Origin of the sequence: Escherichia sp. E2586 (assembly GCF_005781105.1) — a bacterium.
Lineage (GTDB): Bacteria > Pseudomonadota > Gammaproteobacteria > Enterobacterales > Enterobacteriaceae > Escherichia.
The window spans coordinates 13324-31244 of record NZ_VATN01000035.1; the positions used below are offsets into that span (position 1 = coordinate 13324).

Consider the following 17921-nt stretch of genomic DNA (forward strand, 5'->3'; position numbering starts at 1 on the left):
CTTATTTCGTCTTCTCCTGAACAGGAATTTCGGACGCGGGGTGTAACGGCGGGTTAGCGGTGCCAAGTGTGCTGGATGGCGCAGAGAGTTTTTGTTCTGTCACATCACTGTTAAGCAACTTATCCTCGTTCATAATTTCTTGTTCTTTCTCTTCACTCAGCACGAGGATACTGATACGACGGTTGACGGGATCGTCTTTCGCTGTACCGGTCTGATTCATACTGTCAGCATCACCGATAACCTGTAAGAATTTGCCAACTTCCAGACCATGATTAATAAGTATTCTTCTCGCCGCGTTAGCACGATCAACGGAAAGTTCCCAGTTGCTATAGCCTGCGTCGCCGCCGGCATAAGGCAACGAATCAGTATGTCCGGTTACCATTATGTGATTCGGTAATTGGTTCAAAACAGGCACTAATGCCTCCAGAATTCCGACCATATAGGTTTCCGGTGTCCAGCTACCAACTTTAAACATCGGGCGTTCCTGGCTGTCCGTTATCTGTATCAACAGTCCATTCGGGGTCAACGATAAACGTAAATTTGAACGGAATTTGTTCAGACGGGCATCCGTCTTCATGATGTCGTGCAGCTTTGACTCTGCATGCTTCAGCGTTTTATTTCCCGAATAGAAATGATCTTCCTGCTTTTGCAAAACAGTTTTCTGAACTTCCCCATTCTGATGAACAACATCCTCGCCACCGCCGGGAATAATACTTTGGCTCTGAGTATCTTTGTCGCCATGTTCGGCCATAGGTACGCCGATGGGGATTTTGAAATACTCTGCAAGCTGATGACGCTGCTCTGGCGTGGAGGAAGAAACCAGCCACATAACCAAAAAAAAGGACATCATGGCAGTCATAAAATCGGCATAAGCAATTTTCCACGAACCACCATGTAAACCTTCTTTTTTATTACCTGAGCGTCTTACAACAACAATGTTGCCGGTCCCGTTGTTCTTCATGGGGCCTCACCTGTGGAAGAATTATTGGCCGAATATTTCGCCTGGCGAACATGTTCCTCAAGCTCGGCAAAGCCCGGACGTTCGCTGGTAAAGAGGGTTTTTCGACCGAACTCAACCGCAATTTGCGGCGCAGAACCATGAATACATGACAGCAACGTAGTTTTAATACACTGAAGCATTTTTATTTGCTCGGCACTTTTCTGCCGTAACAGAGACGCCAGCGGAAGCACCAAACCATAGGCCAGTAGGATCCCTAAAAAGGTTCCCACCATCGCATGGGCTATCAAAGCACCAAGTTCAGCGGCGGGTTTATCTACTGCGCTAAGGGCGTTTACGACCCCCATAACGGCCGCCACAATACCGAATGCCGGTAAAGCATCACCTGCAGTCTGCAAACTGTGAACCGTTGTTTCATATTCCATTTCGCAGGTTTCAATTTCCTCATCCATTAAAGATTCCATTTCAAAGGCGTTCATACTGCCACTGATCATCAGTCGCAGGTAATCAACCATAAAATTCATCACGCTTTTATCTTTCAATAAGCGGGGATAAGAAGAAAAAATATCACTGCTTTCAGGATCTTCAATATCATTTTCCAGTGACATTAGCCCTTTTTGACGTCCTTTACTTAGCAGTAAAAACATCATGGCCAGTAAATCCATGTACATTTCTTTTGAGTAAAGTGCCTTAGCCCGGAATAAGACAGGAAATGTTTTTATAGTTGAACGAATAGCCTTGCCATTATTACCAACGATAAATGCACCCAGACCTGCGCCAGCGATAATCAAAAATTCGGTTGGCTGATATAATGACATCAGATATCCTCCGGCGAGGACATAACCACCAAACACAGTCACAAAAACTACAAAATATCCTAATAAAACAAGCATGTTCGCTCCTTACCATCGGTCATGCCTGGTATAAAAAAGGCTGACAGAGATGTTCACTACGATGAAAAACTACCGAACATCCCGACGGCAGCGTAAACAACGACAAAGAGAAATCTCTATCGTGATAATAAAATCACGAAGGCGAATGCTCATGGTTGCATATCTGTACAGGAGGTACGACAATCACATATTAGATAATAATATCTGTAACTGAATGACCAACCTCAGGACATCAAGTTATTGCAGATTAATATCTGCATGCATTTCAAGCCTTGCTCTTAATCTTTTGATTGTCTGACTGTGTAATTGGCTGATGCGTGTTTCTGTCACAGATAACAAGAGGCCAATCTCTTTCATATTAAGATCCTGCTGATAATACAGATTTAATAGAAACTGCTCTCGCTCGGGTAACTGCTGAATTTCTTCACTAATTTTCTGCATAAGATCTTTACGCAGAATATCGTTTAAAGGATTTTCCTCATCAGTTTGAAATTCAGAAAGTTCGAACCCTTCAACCCCATCTTCCATCAGCTCATCAAGCGAACATATCAGGCTTGAGTTTGTTTCCTGTAAAACAGTCTGGTAATCCTGCAGCGACATTTCCAGTTCCGCTGCGACTTCTTGTTCTGTCGCTGCATTGCCGGTTCGCTGTTCCACGCGAGCTATCGCTGCGCTAACTTCACGCGATTTTCGCCTTATGCGGCGCGGCGCCCAGTCATTTTCACGCAGTTCATCAATGAATGCCCAGCGAACACGCTGCGCCAGAAAAACTTTCAGTTTCACCCCCATACTGGGATCAAACTGATCGACTGCGTTCATCACTGCTATTGCACCAGCCTGCATCAGGTCATCCAGTTCAACCCCGGCAGGGAGTCGAGCTTGCAATTTAAGGGCTTCGTGGCGGACCAATCCGCCAAATTGCGCCCATAAATCACTCTTATTATATGTTACAGCCAGATTATATAACCCCTTCACTTTACCATATTCCGTATTATTACAATGAAGGCTTATTATTCGGCATTCCCGGGTAATCACATAGCCTGATAAAAGCGATTAAAGTGAAACATATCAGGACTTCAATAATCAAAGGTAAATTCATCTTTTATATACCTAATAATTATCCTGATATGTATCTTACTATTATTTTAATTTAGAATGATTCCCACTCATCATCTGACTGAATTGGTGTTTTTTTCGATACATCAGGTAATACATGTTTTCTGGTTTGTTTTTTAACATTCCAGGAACGTTTATCTTTTTCTTCTTCGACAACAAAAGAAGAAACCATATTATCCAATTCCCCGGCATTCGTTTCGACATCACTGGTGGTTTTAGCGGCCTGCTCTACCATCGCAGCATTTTGTTGCGTAACCAGATCCATTTCATTGATTGCCTGCGCAATCTGGCTTATGCCGATACTTTGCTCATCAGAAGCTGAGGTAATTTCTGCCATGATATCAGTAACCTGAATGACAGATTTGACGATCTCCTTCATCGATTCCCCGGCGACAACCATCTCCTGAGAACCGGTATTCATGTTGGCGACACAAGTATTAATCAGCAAACGAATCTCTTTTGCTGCATCTGCGCTACGTTTAGCCAGGTTGCGAACTTCACCGGCAACAACGGCAAACCCGCGCCCCTGTTCACCTGCACGCGCCGCTTCTACTGCCGCGTTCAACGCCAGAATATTGGTCTGATTAGCAATGCTGTCGATAACGCCGTTGATATCTGCAATCTGGCGGGAACTGTCTGATATTTCACGCATAATTCCGTCAAGATTACTCATCACATCACCGCCGTTGCGTGCGCTAATGCTGGCGCTTTCTGCAAGTTGTCTGGCGCTGTGGGCGTTATCGGCGTTCTGACGAACGGTGATTTTTAGCTCTTCCATACTGGCAGCAGTTTGCTGCAGTGCAGAAGCCTGTTCTTCCGTGCGTGATGACAAGTCATTGTTGCTACTAGCAATTTCATGAACATTATGGTAAATCTGCTTCACGCCGCCACGGATGCCATTAACCGTTTCCGTCAGCGACAAACGCATTTTTTCAACTTCAGCCAGCATTAAGCCGATTTCATTCAGATTACCAATTTTTGTCTGATGGCTCAGGTCGCCGCTGGCTATTGCCCTGAACGCCTCTTTTGCCATCTCAAGTCGTTGAAAAAGATTGCGTTTCAACCAGATCCGCGAAACTAAAAATATTACAAAGCCCAGCAATAGCGTAATCACCGAGATGGTGGTTATTCTTTGCGTTTCTATGTCTGACTCGACATTAAATTTGTTGGTAACACGAGCGGCTTCGTCCAGATAAGCGTCAATACTAGTGCGTAATGCATGTTGCACGTCCATATCGTCAGCAACGATATTGCCTGGATAATCTTCCGGATGCGTGATGAATCCCATTTTATTGGTTTCTCTGTCCAGAGCATCCTCAAAGCTTTTTTTGACAACCAGCGCCCGGTTATGTTCTTCCTGGGTGGTGAACGGCTTATCCATAAACTGGCTGATTAGCTTACGTGATTTATTTAACACATCACGATAAGTATCTATTTCATCCTGAGTAATTTCTTGTTTGGTAATATTGTGCATCATCAGCGAATTAATTCCGCTGAAACTGTCAAGCGTATAGATAGCCGCCATCATCAGAGATTCATTCTTATCCAGAGATAAGATGGCTCTGTCAAAATTCCTTGATGCGTTATTTGAGTTCACATAACTCAAACCGGATACCAACACGAGAAATAAGATGAACATACCCAGCAGGATATTCATCCAGGTCGAAATATTAAAGTGTTTTAACATGATTTCTTAACCAAAGTAAAAAATACCCTACTGGTAAGTGATTACCCTAATAATAGATATATTTCCCCTTCCCTGAATCAGGTCAGGGTTCAATATTTACCCAAGCGTTTTGAATATAGAAAGCTGCTGCATTGCCTGAAAAACGCTCATGGATGAATTTAAAGCAAATTCAGACATTTTCGATTCAGATAATACGCTGATCATGGTGTCCCAGTCAGAACCGGTTGATTCCTGCAGTCGACTCTGTACGGTAATCGCCTGAGTATCAGCACTGCTTCCCAGCGTTTCCAGCTGTTGCAGACTTGAGCCTACACGCGCCTGGATTTTTCCCAGGTTATCAATGGCTTTATGTACATCAGTATTGGTTTGCCCAATGGTTTCTTCAAACGTTTTACGTTCAGCGTCGTTCGGGTTTTCCGGCAGATTATTTAACGCGTCAATGGTCTTCTGTAAGGATTGCAGGATATTATCGCCCGTTACCGCATCAGTCGGGAAAAGCGCATCACCTGTCGTACCGGTCTGCATTTCCGTACTGTCTGACACATTCTGTGTCATTGGCGTCGTACCGCCAACGTAGGTGCCATCGGCCTGAAACGGTGCAGCACCTGTTTTATAGCCCGCAAAAATGTACTGTCCATCGCTGTTTTTGCTGTTCGCCAGGTCGAGCAAACGGCTGCGGATCCCGGATAATTCTGTCGCCAGCGCTTCGCGGTCCGCTTTGCTGTACGTTTCAGATCCCGCCTGAACAATTTTGCCAGCAAGGTCTTCGGTCAGTAAGCCGGATATAGACGTCAGCGTGTTATCTTCCTGCCCGAGGGCATCCTGAGCATATTTTCTTGCAGTATCAAACTCGCCCAGACGTGAAAGCGCATTTTGATACATCACCGCCTGTGATGCCTGACCTGGATCGTCAGACGGTTTCAACAGAGTCTGACCGGCAGAAAGGCGCACGGAGAGATCGTTATAATTGGTCATGGCTTTAGACATACTGTCTAACTGACGCTGATACATAAAACTGGTGCTAAGGCGCATAGCGATTATCTCAAAATAGAATATGTCAGTGACGTATTATTTAAGGCTTAACAGTGTGTCAAAAAGACTGTTAGCTGTTTTAAGCACTTCGGCATTGGCCTGATAATATTGAGAAAACATCTGTAAGTTGACGTATTCCTCATTCATATCTACCCCTGAAACCGCCTGCTGTTGCATTGCCCACTGGTCGCAGGCTTTTCCGGCGGTATCCTGTTCTGCCTGAAGGGTGCTGACCGTCGATCCCACAGAACTTACCAGGTTGGCATAAGCACCGGTCAGGGTCATATCTCCGACAATCTTTTCATCCTTAAGACCGAGCAGTATCGCAATATTTTTGTTGTTGCTTTGGTCTGTCACATCTTGCGAGTCGGAGGCAGCAATTCCATCACCATCGGTAATCGCCACTTTAATGCTATCTGCCGCGCCGGAAGCAGGATTCAGCGTAAAGCTGTCACCATCATTGGGTGTACCTGTCGGTGTCACGGTGATGCCGTCAAATGAGAGTGAACCACCAGGATTAACGGTTGGCGTAACGGCTTTACCCTCGCTGTTTTTCACTTCCCAGGCATTAGATGTGCCATTCCAGGTGATAGTATAATCTTCGGCATTAACCGCTGAGGCGTTATCTATGGTCACTCCCAGGGAAGCACTGCCGCTATTAGAGTTATAGCCTGTTGCCTGCGGAGCATCGAGACTGAAAATATCGCCACCGTGATTACCGTTATGATCATAGCCACCTTTATTGACCTCATTAAATCTCGACGCCATTTTCAGCGCTAACTGATTAAGCTGATTACGGGCATCGACCAGATCGGTATTACGGAATTTAAACAAACCGCCGAGATTACCTGTCGTGGCATTTTCATCCAGCAACTGGGGATTACCGGTGGCATCGATGTAAGCAACCTGCATCTGAGACGGATTTTTATCTGACGGAGTCGCTTTTAAATTGTAAGACTTACTGCCATTGACCAGTGACATGCCGTTTTGCATTGAGACATTCACACTGCCCGTGTCTTTATTTTCCGTGACATTAATGCCGATCTGCGTACTCAGTTTATTTAACAGTTGATCGCGTTTATCGAGTAAATCGGAAGGCATTCCGCCCGTCTGGCCATGAATCTTGTCGATCTCCGCATTCAGATTTGCTAACTGAGTGGTACAGGAGTTGATATCTTCAACGCTTTGACTGATTTGCGTGTTGGTATTTTTATCAAGGCCATTCAGAGTCTTGCTGTTAGAACGATACTGATTCGCCAGCGCTTCAAATTGCGACAATACACCCTGACGCGCAGCAGGATCGAGCGGGTTATCACTGACCGCTTCCATTGCCGTAAACATATTGCCAAGCGTCGTGGAGATGTTATTGGTATCATCCCCTAACATGTCATCAATCTGGCTGACCTGCTGGTAACGGCCCTGCATGGTGGTAAATTCTGTTGTTGCACCACGTACCTGATTATTCAGGAATCCGTCATACATGCGCTGAACGTCATCCACGGCGACACCATAACCAAAAAAACCATAATTAGTAGACTGGCCGCCCGCTTCTCCAAGCATAATGTTTTGACGGCTATACCCTGCCGTTACGGCATTCGTCAGGTTGTTTCCGACGACGTTAAGGGCACACTGCGCCGCGCTTAATCCATTCTGAGCCAGATATAATAAATTCATAAAGTACCCGCCATGTCGACGCTGATTGAAATCTTTAGGTTATAAAAACGCTGCTTTACTAATAAATCGGCCTGAGTGAAATTCCCTAAAGACTGTATTTAAAATATTGATGAAAGGTCCGTGTTATAGGCATTCACAGCATGCTCAGCCCGACCTTTAACTTGTTGAATAATGTTAATTAATTTATGTGCGTATGCAGGATCGGTAGCATAACCGGCTGACTGAAGCGCTTTTGCCGCCGCCTCTGGTTTTACGGCATTGCAGACATGTCGGTAACGCGGGTTATTAACCAGTAATGACGCGTAATCCTCCAGCGCCGCTGTATAAGACGGATAAACCTTAAATCGCGCTTTGGTCTTATTCGCCACCCCATGTTTATATTCGGTGGTGGTTATTTCCGTCGTTTCACCGTGCCAGTCAGATGCGGCTTTTATGCCAAACAGGTTATGGCTGGGTTTGCCGCTTTGTGTTGGGATTTCACGATTTCCCCAGCCTGATTCAAGCGCGGCCTGCGCAATAATAAGCTGATGCGGGATCCCACTTTTGCGGGCAACGGCCAGAGCAGGTTGCAGCAGGCGTGAAATAAAACCGCCCCCTTCCCGTAGTGCCGTTTCGGGTAGCTCCCGAACAGAACGAGGCACTAATTGCGATAGCGAGAAAGAATGCGCCGGTAAATGAGGCAGCGCCGCATTAAAATGCGACGTGGACGGGACATACGGCTGAGAAGTGGCGGTATGCGGATGAACACCACCGCCCATCTGGGCGACCATCTGATCCGCAAAGCCAAGTTTCCCCGTTTGCGCGATGTTCTGCGAAATTTGCTGATCGAACATCGAAGTAAACATCGAGGACTGTTGTGAATCCATCGCCCCGCTTCCCAACGAGGCATCGCGCATACTCTTCAGCATCATCTGTACAAACAACCCTTCGAGTTGTTGTGCCGCGGCTCTCAGACCGTTTGCCGAATTACTTTTTACGTCCCGCTTAAGCCCGTCAAGGCTATGTTCATCAAATGCGGCACCATTAGATATCATTGACAGGCTGTTCATTAATTGATCTCCAGGCGTGCGTGCAGGCAACCGGCGTCATTCATCGCTTGCAGGATCGCCATCAAATCATTCGGCGTCGCACCGAGACTGTTCAGCGCCCGTACTACATGGCTTAAATCGGCACTGGTGCTGACGCGTTGCAAAGAACCGCCCTGCTCACGAACAGAGACTTGAGTTTGCGGCACAACTACCGTCTGTCCGCCAGCCAATGGCGTGTCCGGTTGACTCACCTGACTGGAATGGGCGATATCCACGCTCAGATCTCCCTGGGCAACAGCACAGGTATCAAGCGTGACATGGCGGTTTATGACCACCGACCCGGTACGCGAGTTAATAATGACGCGAGCATCTCCGGAACCAACATTCAGTGACAAATCCATCACCGCAGCCAGAAAACGGACTCTGGCAGCCTCGCCATTTGGCGCATACAGTTTTACTGTCCGCGCATCTTCAGCCACAGCTGCGGAATAGAAACGGCGATTAATGGTGTCGCTAATCTTCTGGGCAACAGAGAAATCACTCGCGTTAAGCAACAGTTTTAACGGGCGCTGGTTGGCGTAATCCATCGGTACTTCACGTTCAACGGTTGCGCCGTCGGTAATACGTGCGCCGTTGAGCTGATTCACCTGTACGCTGCTTCCGCGGCTCTGAGCTCCGGCGCCGGAAACCAGCAAATTGCCCTGCGCCAGCGCATAGATCTGATTATCCGCGCCTTTCAGCGGCGTCATCAGCAATGTGCCGCCACGCAAACTTTTGGCGTTACCCATAGACGAGACGACCACATCGAATTTTTCACCCGCACGGGCAAAAGGCGGCAGTTCTGCCGTTACCATTACTGCAGCAACGTTTTTCAACTGCATACTCGACCCAGGCGGGACGGTGATCCCCAGCTGCGAAAGCATGTTGTTTAGCGTCTGCGTCGTAAACGGTGTTTGCATGGTCTGGTCGCCTGTACCATCCAGACCAACGACCAGACCGTACCCCATCAGAGAGTTACCACGCACACCTGACAACGAAGCCAAATCGCGGATACGCTCTGCCCTGACCGACAGGGAGAGCATAATTAACAATAACAGGCCGGTCAGACGGGTAAATTTATGCCAAAAATAACGATTCATCACCGACACCTTTAGAACGGAGAAAGATTCAGGAACAGACGCTGTAACCAGCCCATTTGTTCGGCTTCGTTGATATAACCGTTACCAACATATTCGATACGCGCATCGGCAACCTGCGTGGAAACCACTGTATTGCTACCACTGATTGTCCGTGGGTTAACCACACCGGTGAAACGGATAAACTCAGTCCCCTGGTTTATCGCTATTTGCTTTTCCCCGACCACGCGCAGGTTGCCGTTAGCGAGGACATCGCTGACCGTGACGGTGAGCGTACCGCTGAAAGTATTTCGAGCAGCCGCACCGCCTTTACCCGAGAATTCATTTTTACCGCTGATCTCCGTATTAGCCCGATCGCCACCAAACAATCCTTCGATAAAGTGCGGGATTGTCTTGAATGAAAGCCCTGTCGAACCGCCATGAGAAGCATTGGCAGACGAACTTTTGCTGGCGCTGACATTTTCCTGCAACACGATGGTCAATGTATCACCCACATTTCTTGGGCGACGATCTTCAAACATCGGCTGAAAGCCATAGTTCATCGTGCCGCCAGGCTGAAAAATCGCGCCATTATTAGCAGGCTGATACGGGATCTGCGGCGTCACAGATGTTGCACCTTCGACCAACGGTTTATGAGGGATATACGCGCATCCTGAAAGAAGCGCGACCAGGGCAACATGCGTTAACAGACGCCGCAGTAAGCGGCCAGAATCTATCGGATAGGTCATAACGATCACATAATAAAAAAAAGCCGCGAAACCACCTGCGGCTCAAAGGCACAAATCAAAGCTGCGTTAAACGCTGCAGCATCTGGTCCGAAGTAGAGACAGCTTTGCTGTTAATCTCATAGGCACGCTGAGTCTGAATCATGTTGACCAGTTCCTCGGCCACGTTGACGTTCGACGTTTCCACGTAGCCCTGTCGCAGCGTACCTGCGCCATTCTGACCAGGTGTTGTTTCATTCGGTGCACCGGAAGATTGCGTCTCCCGGTACAGGTTTTCACCAATGCTTTCCAGACCGGTATCATTGATAAAAGTACTCAGGGTAAGCTGCCCAACCTGTTGTGGCTGCGCCTGCCCGGCAATGGTGACGCTGACAATACCGTCGTTGCCGATGGTGATAGATTTTGCATCCTGCGGTACGTTTATCGCCGGCTGAACCGGATAACCGCTGGAAGTCACCAGTTGACCGTTCTGATCAAGCTGGAACGAACCATCACGGGTATACGCTGTGGTGCCATCCGGCATCATAACTTGCAGGAATCCATCCCCTTCAATAGCCACATCTTTCGAGTTGTTGGTCTGGGCCAGGCTGCCCTGGCTATGAATTCGCTCAGTGGCCACCGGTCTTACCCCTGTTCCTAACTGTAAACCGGAAGGAATAGTGGTTTGTTCAGATGACTGAGCGCCCGGCTGGCGTAGCGTCTGGTACAACAGATCTTCAAATACAGCTCGCTGACGTTTAAAACCATTGGTACTTACGTTAGCCAGGTTGTTGGATATAACATCCATATTGGTCTGTTGTGCTTCCAGGCCCGTTTTTGCAATCCACAGGGAACGGATCATGCGTTATTACTCCTTACCAGTGATTAGCTGGCGCTCAATAACTGATTAGCGTTACGTTCATTGTCATCAACGGTTGTGATGACCTTCATATTCATTTCAAAGCTGCGCGCGGTGGTGATCATGTTCACCATTGAATTGACGGGGCTGACATTGCTGCCTTCCAGCATCCCCGGCATAAGCTGCAGACTCGTATCCGCCGCCAGCGAACTGGCATCACGGGTATGGAATACACCGTCATCGCCGTGCTGTAGTTCGCCTGGTAGCGCATTGACAATCTTGATGCGCCCGGTTTGCGCTACGGCTGACGGTTCTTCACCGGCACCCAACGCAGAAATGGTGCCGTCTGGCGCGATAGTTAACTTTGCCTGAGTAGGTACGGTCAGCGGACCACCATCGCCTATCAGTGGCAGACCACGGACTTGCAGTTGCCCGTCCGCCGTCATCTGGATATTGCCGTTTTTGGTGTAACCTTCGGTACCATCCGGCAGTTGTACTGCCAGCCACCCTTCTTTTGGCAGCGCGACATCCAGCGTGCGGTCGGTTTTTTCGACTGTTCCCGAGGAGTAGTCACTACCAGGAGTCGATTCGGTCACCAGCGTGCGGGTCGCCATTGACGGGCCGTCTACCGGAACGGCACGATAAGCGGCAATCTGTGCGCGAAACCCCGGCGTCGAGGCATTAGCCAGGTTATCAGACACCACGGCCTGGCGATCGAGGGCCGCCGTTGCGGCCCCCATAGCGGTATATATCGCGTGATCCATGTTTTGCTATTAACCCAGGTTAACCAGCGTTTGCAGGACTTCAGACTGTGTTTTGATGGTCTGAGAGTTGGACTGATAGTTGCGTTGGTAGACGATCATGTTGACCATCTCTTTACTCAGATCCACGTTTGAGGCTTCCAGTGCGTTACCGCGCAGCGTACCGAGGTTCCCGGTATCAGAAATCCCAACGACCGGCTGGCCGGATTCCGGGCTCGCAGACCAACAGTTGTTCCCTGCTGGCTGCAGCCCGCCTGGGTTATTGAAGTTAGCCAGAACAACCTGGCCCAGTAACTGCTGCTGCCCGTTGCTGTAAGAAGCAACAATCTGGCCGTTATCGCCAACGACATAACCCGTCATCGTACCCGGCGCATAACCCGTAGTTTCCGGGCTATCCATCGAGTTATCGGAAGCCTGCTGCGACAGTTTGGATAAATCGAGATCGAAGTTAAGTGCTGCGGCACCGTTGTACGAAGCGCCATCGACTTTCAGATTTGCGGGGGTCGTAACGAGCTTTCCGCTGGAATCAAATGTTATGTCAAGTTTTTGCGGTGTAGCGCCCGGAGCGGTAGAGTCATTAGAGTAGACGGACCATGTGTTATCTGCCGTTTTGACAAAATAAACATTAATGGCATGCTCATTACCCTGGCTGTCATACGCATTCACTTGGGTAGAATAGTTATAGGAATCGCCATCAGTCGTTTTAAACGGATGCGTTACTGTATCAATTTTTGTATTTCCGGAATCCAGGTTACCGCTCAGGCTACCTGCATTAGAGGCTTTTGCCGGCATCGCGCCCGTTGGGATCTGCAAAGGCCCGACCGGTGAACCAGCCTGGACAGTTGGCGGTGTACCAATGGCCATATAACCGCTCAGGCGCATCCCCTGACTGTTCACGATATAGCCATTGGCATCGGTCTTAAACTGACCGTTACGGCTATAGAATATTTTCCCCGCTTCGGTTTCCATACGGAAGAAGCCATTGCCCTGAATACCCATATCCAGCGGGCTGGCGCCAGCGCCAAGAACACCATCGCTGAAATTCTGATCAACGCCAGCGACCTGAACGCCCATACCGATTTGCGAACCTGCAAACACGTCGGCAAATGAAATAGAGCCGGACTTAAACCCGACAGTTTGCGAGTTGGCAATATTGTTGCCGACGACGTCCAGCGCCTGTGATGCGGCGTTTAACCCGCTAAGACCTTGTGAAAAACTCATTTTATTTCCCGAAAAACAACATAATGAAATTGATTATTCAATGAGATAGACATTGGCCAGCGTGGCCGTCTCATCATTACCTAACTGCAGAACAGCCCCTGTCTGGGTGAAAGAAACACTGTCTACTTTTGATTTTTTCAGCGACACGATGTCAGGAGTGCTGCCGTCCGGGTTGGTAGCGGAATACGAAACGGTAAAATTCGTATCGCTTACTGTGCGTGGATCGGAAGGCTCGAAATCACTGAGATCGTCCAGGGTATATTCATGCACGCCGGCTTTAACATCTTTCAATTTTCCGGTGTAAGCATTTCCTGCATCATCAGTCAGCGTGACAGTGACGTCGCTCGCATCCTGATTGACAGAGAGCGCAAACTGATTATTGCCACCCTGTGCGGTAGAAACAGTGGTATCACCTTCTACCAATACCTGGCGCCCTACCCATTCGGCAGCATTCATCTGCTGCATACTGGTGACCAGCATCCCGACGCTATTCACTGTGCCGTTCAACTGCTGCACACCCGCCGCCGTATTAAACTGCGCCAGCTGAGTCGTAAGCTGGTTGTTATCCATCGGATTGGTGGGGTCCTGATTCTGCATTTGCGCAACCAGCAACTGCATAAAGTTATTCATAATATCTTCGGCGCTGCTGCCATTGGTGGCGGAGGCCGCGCTATTACTGGTTGCTGCTTGACTGGCTTTATTAACTGCGGCAGAACTGCGTTGTGTCATGACGGGTAAAACCGACATTACTATTTCCTTACTGACCCAAAGTCAGTGTTTTGAGCATCATGGTTTTCGCGGTATTCATTACGTCGACATTGGCCTGATAACTGCGGGAAGCTGAGATGGTATTAACCATTTCGCCCACCACATCGACATTCGGCATATGGAGATAGCCTTTGTTATCTGACTGAGGGTTGTCAGGGTCATAGACCAGACGATCCGGCGCATCGCTTTCCACCACATCACTGACTTTCACTCCGCCGATCTCCTGATCCGCAGCATGATCAACGCTAAAAATGACCTGTTTGGCTTTATATGGTTTACCGTCCGGCCCGGCGATACTGTCGGCATTAGCCATATTACTGGCGCTGACGTTCAGACGCTGAGACTGGGCGGCCATCGCTGAACCGGAAATATCAAAAATACTTAAAAGTGACATAATTTTATTTATCCCTGACTAACAACCGTCATCATGTTTTTAATCTGTGATGTCAGAAACGTTAAACTGGACTGATATTTCACTGAGTTATCTGCAAAATTAACACGCTCGCGATCCATATCTACGGTATTACCATCAGCGCTGGGTTGATCGGGTATACGATAAAGAGGTCGTGGATCAGTCATTAAATGCGTACTGTCAGCAATATGTCTTTCAGAGGTGACCGTCAGACTCATATTATTGTCAGTCGCCTGACTGCGGTTAACGGCTTCCTTTAACTGTTGCGAAAAATCGATATCCCGTGCGAGATATCCTGGTGTATCAGCATTCGCGATATTAGAAGCAAGGATGCCCTGGCGTTGCGTCAGCAGACTCAACGCATGCTGCTGAAACCGGAATTCACTGTCGAGTTTATCCAGCATGAGATAAAACCTTTCTTGTTTATTAACAATATTGCGGTGCATTTTATGGTGAGAGGTCGAAAAAACCATAACGCAAATATGCGACAGCAATGACGTCAATTAACCAGATTGTTCCCCAAAATGGCATACAAAAAACACTTTGATATATTTTGAAATGTCTATCCTGCAAACAAACGCTTTTACGGCATCACATTAGCGAGTAAAAAAATTGCTTCTCAGGATATATTATTGTGCATGTCTTAAGTCGAAAGCTTTTCTGACGAAAGGTCGATAACAAATGTTATTTAAACGTTTACCCCTCGTTTTATTACTTTTCCTGATCGTTTATCTTAATCTGACAATCCTGGCTCATGCCTCACAGTCAACCGGTCAGTCGCTGTCGTCGCGTATCGCATTGCTGCTGGCCCCTTATAGTCAGGGAATGCCACAATTACAGGTTACGATCCTGACCCCTACCACTCAACTGGCAACACTTTGTGGAAACCCGGCATTACGTTTACCTGGCCATACAAAAAAACTAAGCGGCAATCACAGCATTATTGCCTCTTGCGGAACACATCAGAAATTCATCCAGGTTTCTGTAAGTGCCACGGCGACATACTGGCTGGCAGCACATGAACTTACACCTGGGCAAACGGTAAGTCAGAATGATATCCAGTCACAACGAGGGAATATTGACCATCTTCCAGCCGATCTCATCCTCGACCCACAGAAGATTATTGGTGCAACGCCAACCCGATGGATACAACCAAATCATCCTCTGACTTTCAGCGAACTACGCCAGCAATGGGTGATCCACACAGGTGAAAAAGTTGATGTGATGACCAAAGGCGATGATTATGAGATTCATACCACCGGAAAAGCATTAGACAATGCAACCCTCAGAGAGTCATTTCGCGTACAAATGCACTCCGGGCAAACCCTGCTGGCGACAGCCGTAGGTAACGGTAAGGCATTTATCAGCCAGAACGACTGACTTCAGTTATTTCCCTGTACGCCGATATACATAGTACCCATTCATTATTATTTCGAATCAGGATAACTATGAGTATCGAGCGTATTTGCCAGACCTCTCCTGTACAGGGAGCTGACATCCGACAATCAACGGATTCACGTCAGCCTCAACCGCAGGGTGGATCACTGCGATCCGACGATCAAGATGCCAGTGTGCATGTTGAATTAAGTCATCTGTCTGACAGATTTACCTCAGATGATTCCAACGATGTAGACCACGCCCGCCTCGCCAAAATCTCTGCGCAAATAGCCGCCGGTGAATTAACCCTGGACAGTGATCATATCGCCGCCCGGTTGGTTGATGAGATTATTCGATTTTCATAAACCAGGAGTAACAAAGTGAAAGATCAGTTAGAAAAAAATCTTATTAAATTGCAAACACTTCTTGATGAACTGGAAGGTACCTTGCTGGAAGAAGTTTCCCAGCTCAGCCGCGCGAGAATAAATCCAGTCTCGCTTCAGGTTATCTCTGATAATAAAAGTCGTTTGTTGGCTGCAATTAATTTTTATGATGAAGAACGTAAGCATGCAGAAAAAAATGCACAGCTTTATATTCCTTATAAAAATAATGCCAGACTTGCCACTCGTTGGGAAGGGATTACTTTGGTGCTACGTCGTGCAAGTGATTTGAATCAAAGGAGTAATCAATTACTCGAAATCCATATGGAAAGAGTAACCACTCTGCGAAAATTAATAGTTCAGACTGGAAATATGCCATCACTTTATGGAGAAGACGGCGATCATTCTCATCATCACGTTGGAAATAGTTACCGGATTTCTGTATGAGTCTGGTGAAGATAGCAGCCAGAAAACCTCTGTCACTCCACGTCTTTATAATCGCCCCCATCCCTGCCATTCTGTGCATTTGAAATCCACAGATGGCAGGAAGATATGCGTATTAGTTTTCATTAAATCTCATGGCTTACATGTTCAATTGATTGTTCTTTCATTTTTTTGCTTGCGCGAGAAGGTGGAAAACACAGGCTACAGGTAAAGGTGTGCAAACTGTATCCTGGTGTTGTGACAAAACTGCCACCGCAACCGCAACAACGCGTCAATTCTACCATTCCGCAGTCAATGAAGCGTAACAGCGTCCAGGCTCTGGTTAAGCTCAGGATAGACTTCTCACCGGATTCCTTCTGAATCTGGTCCAGATACAGTCGGTAAGCTTTAAGCATGACTTCGACTGGACGGCCAAAGTTTTTCTTTTGCAAAAAGCGATAGATGTTATAGAAAATCGAAGAATGAATGTTCTGTTCCCATGACATATACCAGTCAGCAGAAAATGGCAGCATACCTTTTGCAGGCGAACACCCTTTAATTTCTTTATAAAGTCTTAATAACCACCGACGACTCAGATTCGTTTCACTTTCAAGAACCTGCATTCTTGCGCCAAGATTAATCAGTTCCATTGCAATTTGAGCATCCTTAACTTCATTAATAATGCTTTTATCACTCATAATCGTACCCTCAGATGGCAATGTTTTTCTGTTCGGACAATGAATCCAGTAATTCTGTGGAAAGAATAATTCCAGTGTGAATACGTTGCAGAGCATCAATCCTTGAATCTCTGGTTAAACAATTAAGTATCATTTCACTGTCTATACGTAAACGACAAATTAATTGTCCGGTAGACGATAATTTAATCAACTGAGGAAGAGATAATCCCACCAGAGATTCCATTGTCGCTTCATTTAGTCCCAGTCTGAAGCCGGCAGATATTTTATCCTCCAAAATTAATCGTTGTGCCAATAAAAGGTAAGTCAGATTCAAATCATGGATTGCTTGTGATTGTTCAGAAAGTTCAATCGCATTCATTATGTTATTTCTCCAGACAGACTCTTATTGAGCCCAGCTATTAATATTTAGACACAAAATAAAACATTATATTATCGCCTGATTCTACTGAACACATCAGGTTGGCTTACTGATAAATATTTAAAGATGACTGCTTCAAAATAATATCCTGGTGTTGGGAAACCTATGGTTTTCTGCTATTAAGTGCAAAAAATCATCTAACATATTATTTTAAAAGAAAAAAATCATAGTATATACGCAGACATGCCACTCTTATGATAGGTCGAGATGGCATCACAGCACTGTGAGGATGATTTCAATTTTACATAAAATGTCATAACTCTTATGAATGGTGATAACTATGGGTTATTTCCAGAAAAGCAAAATGCCGTTGAGTTATTTCATGAGTTAGATTTTAAACAAATGATCTCGCTATCAAAATACCTTAGGAATCATT

At 46.8% G+C, this 17921-nt stretch carries 20 protein-coding genes; 3 read left to right on the plus strand and 17 right to left on the minus strand.

Annotated elements, in window-relative coordinates:
* Position 1: 1 nt before the first annotated feature.
* The 15 genes from motB to flgB all read right to left on the minus strand — a co-directional run bounded on the left by motB (position 2) and on the right by flgB (position 14653).
* Positions 2-961 (minus strand): flagellar motor protein MotB, encoded by a 960-nt coding sequence (gene motB / locus FEK50_RS22670; protein WP_130236380.1) that lies wholly within the window; start codon positions 959-961, stop codon positions 2-4.
* On the minus strand, positions 958-1851 hold the full coding sequence (gene motA, locus FEK50_RS22675) for a flagellar motor stator protein MotA (protein WP_130209523.1): 894 nt from the start codon (positions 1849-1851) through the stop codon (positions 958-960). The genes motB and motA overlap by 4 nt, the downstream gene beginning before the upstream one ends.
* A 237-nt stretch (positions 1852-2088) precedes the next feature.
* Positions 2089-2826 carry an RNA polymerase sigma factor FliA gene (locus tag FEK50_RS22680; RefSeq protein ID WP_130209525.1) on the minus strand — a complete coding sequence of 246 codons (738 nt, stop codon included), beginning with the start codon at positions 2824-2826 and terminating at the stop codon, positions 2089-2091.
* A gap of 175 nt (positions 2827-3001) precedes the next feature.
* On the minus strand, positions 3002-4654 hold the full coding sequence (locus tag FEK50_RS22685; RefSeq protein WP_130209527.1) for a methyl-accepting chemotaxis protein: 1653 nt from the start codon (positions 4652-4654) through the stop codon (positions 3002-3004).
* A gap of 96 nt (positions 4655-4750) precedes the next feature.
* Positions 4751-5686 (minus strand): flagellar hook-associated protein FlgL, encoded by a 936-nt coding sequence (flgL, locus tag FEK50_RS22690; protein WP_130236381.1) that lies wholly within the window; start codon positions 5684-5686, stop codon positions 4751-4753.
* 36 nt (positions 5687-5722) lie between these two features.
* Positions 5723-7360, minus strand: a complete 1638-nt coding sequence (gene flgK, locus FEK50_RS22695) for a flagellar hook-associated protein FlgK (RefSeq protein WP_130209531.1) — start codon at positions 7358-7360, stop codon at positions 5723-5725.
* A gap of 98 nt (positions 7361-7458) precedes the next feature.
* A complete protein-coding gene (gene flgJ, locus FEK50_RS22700; protein WP_165382767.1) occupies positions 7459-8409 on the minus strand; it encodes a flagellar assembly peptidoglycan hydrolase FlgJ in 951 nt (316 codons plus the stop codon).
* Positions 8409-9470 carry a flagellar basal body P-ring protein FlgI gene (locus tag FEK50_RS22705; RefSeq protein ID WP_276319617.1) on the minus strand — a complete coding sequence of 354 codons (1062 nt, stop codon included), beginning with the start codon at positions 9468-9470 and terminating at the stop codon, positions 8409-8411. Before FEK50_RS22705 ends, flgJ begins: the two co-directional genes overlap by 1 nt.
* A gap of 68 nt (positions 9471-9538) precedes the next feature.
* Positions 9539-10252 (minus strand): flagellar basal body L-ring protein FlgH, encoded by a 714-nt coding sequence (locus FEK50_RS22710; RefSeq protein WP_130209535.1) that lies wholly within the window; start codon positions 10250-10252, stop codon positions 9539-9541.
* A gap of 55 nt (positions 10253-10307) precedes the next feature.
* Positions 10308-11090, minus strand: a complete 783-nt coding sequence (gene flgG, locus FEK50_RS22715) for a flagellar basal-body rod protein FlgG (RefSeq protein ID WP_130209537.1) — start codon at positions 11088-11090, stop codon at positions 10308-10310.
* Positions 11091-11113: 23 nt separating this feature from the next.
* Complete coding sequence (locus FEK50_RS22720; RefSeq protein ID WP_130236382.1) at positions 11114-11851, minus strand: flagellar basal body rod protein FlgF; 738 nt, start codon at positions 11849-11851, stop codon at positions 11114-11116.
* 9 nt (positions 11852-11860) lie between these two features.
* Positions 11861-13069, minus strand: a complete 1209-nt coding sequence (gene flgE, locus FEK50_RS22725) for a flagellar hook protein FlgE (RefSeq protein WP_130209541.1) — start codon at positions 13067-13069, stop codon at positions 11861-11863.
* Positions 13070-13102: 33 nt separating this feature from the next.
* Positions 13103-13816 carry a flagellar hook capping FlgD N-terminal domain-containing protein gene (locus FEK50_RS22730; protein WP_130209543.1) on the minus strand — a complete coding sequence of 238 codons (714 nt, stop codon included), beginning with the start codon at positions 13814-13816 and terminating at the stop codon, positions 13103-13105.
* A gap of 10 nt (positions 13817-13826) precedes the next feature.
* Positions 13827-14231: a flagellar basal body rod protein FlgC gene (gene flgC / locus FEK50_RS22735; RefSeq protein ID WP_130209545.1), complete on the minus strand. Its 405-nt coding sequence runs from the start codon at positions 14229-14231 to the stop codon at positions 13827-13829.
* 8 nt (positions 14232-14239) lie between these two features.
* Positions 14240-14653 (minus strand): flagellar basal body rod protein FlgB, encoded by a 414-nt coding sequence (gene flgB / locus FEK50_RS22740; RefSeq protein ID WP_130209651.1) that lies wholly within the window; start codon positions 14651-14653, stop codon positions 14240-14242.
* Positions 14654-14930: 277 nt separating this feature from the next.
* Here flgB and flgA point away from each other — a divergent pair, with 277 nt between their 5' ends.
* From flgA to flgN, 3 genes are all read left to right on the plus strand, one after another.
* On the plus strand, positions 14931-15629 hold the full coding sequence (gene flgA / locus FEK50_RS22745) for a flagellar basal body P-ring formation chaperone FlgA (RefSeq protein WP_130209547.1): 699 nt from the start codon (positions 14931-14933) through the stop codon (positions 15627-15629).
* A gap of 68 nt (positions 15630-15697) precedes the next feature.
* Positions 15698-15991, plus strand: a complete 294-nt coding sequence (gene flgM, locus FEK50_RS22750) for a flagellar biosynthesis anti-sigma factor FlgM (protein ID WP_130209549.1) — start codon at positions 15698-15700, stop codon at positions 15989-15991.
* Positions 15992-16006: 15 nt separating this feature from the next.
* Positions 16007-16453 (plus strand): flagellar export chaperone FlgN, encoded by a 447-nt coding sequence (gene flgN, locus FEK50_RS22755; protein ID WP_130236383.1) that lies wholly within the window; start codon positions 16007-16009, stop codon positions 16451-16453.
* 122 nt (positions 16454-16575) lie between these two features.
* Here flgN and flhC read toward each other — a convergent pair whose 3' ends face one another.
* Both flhC and flhD read right to left on the minus strand, forming a co-directional pair.
* Positions 16576-17127 (minus strand): flagellar transcriptional regulator FlhC, encoded by a 552-nt coding sequence (gene flhC / locus FEK50_RS22760; RefSeq protein WP_130209553.1) that lies wholly within the window; start codon positions 17125-17127, stop codon positions 16576-16578.
* 10 nt (positions 17128-17137) lie between these two features.
* On the minus strand, positions 17138-17485 hold the full coding sequence (gene flhD, locus FEK50_RS22765) for a flagellar transcriptional regulator FlhD (RefSeq protein ID WP_130209555.1): 348 nt from the start codon (positions 17483-17485) through the stop codon (positions 17138-17140).
* Between the last annotated feature and the right edge of the window lie 436 nt (positions 17486-17921).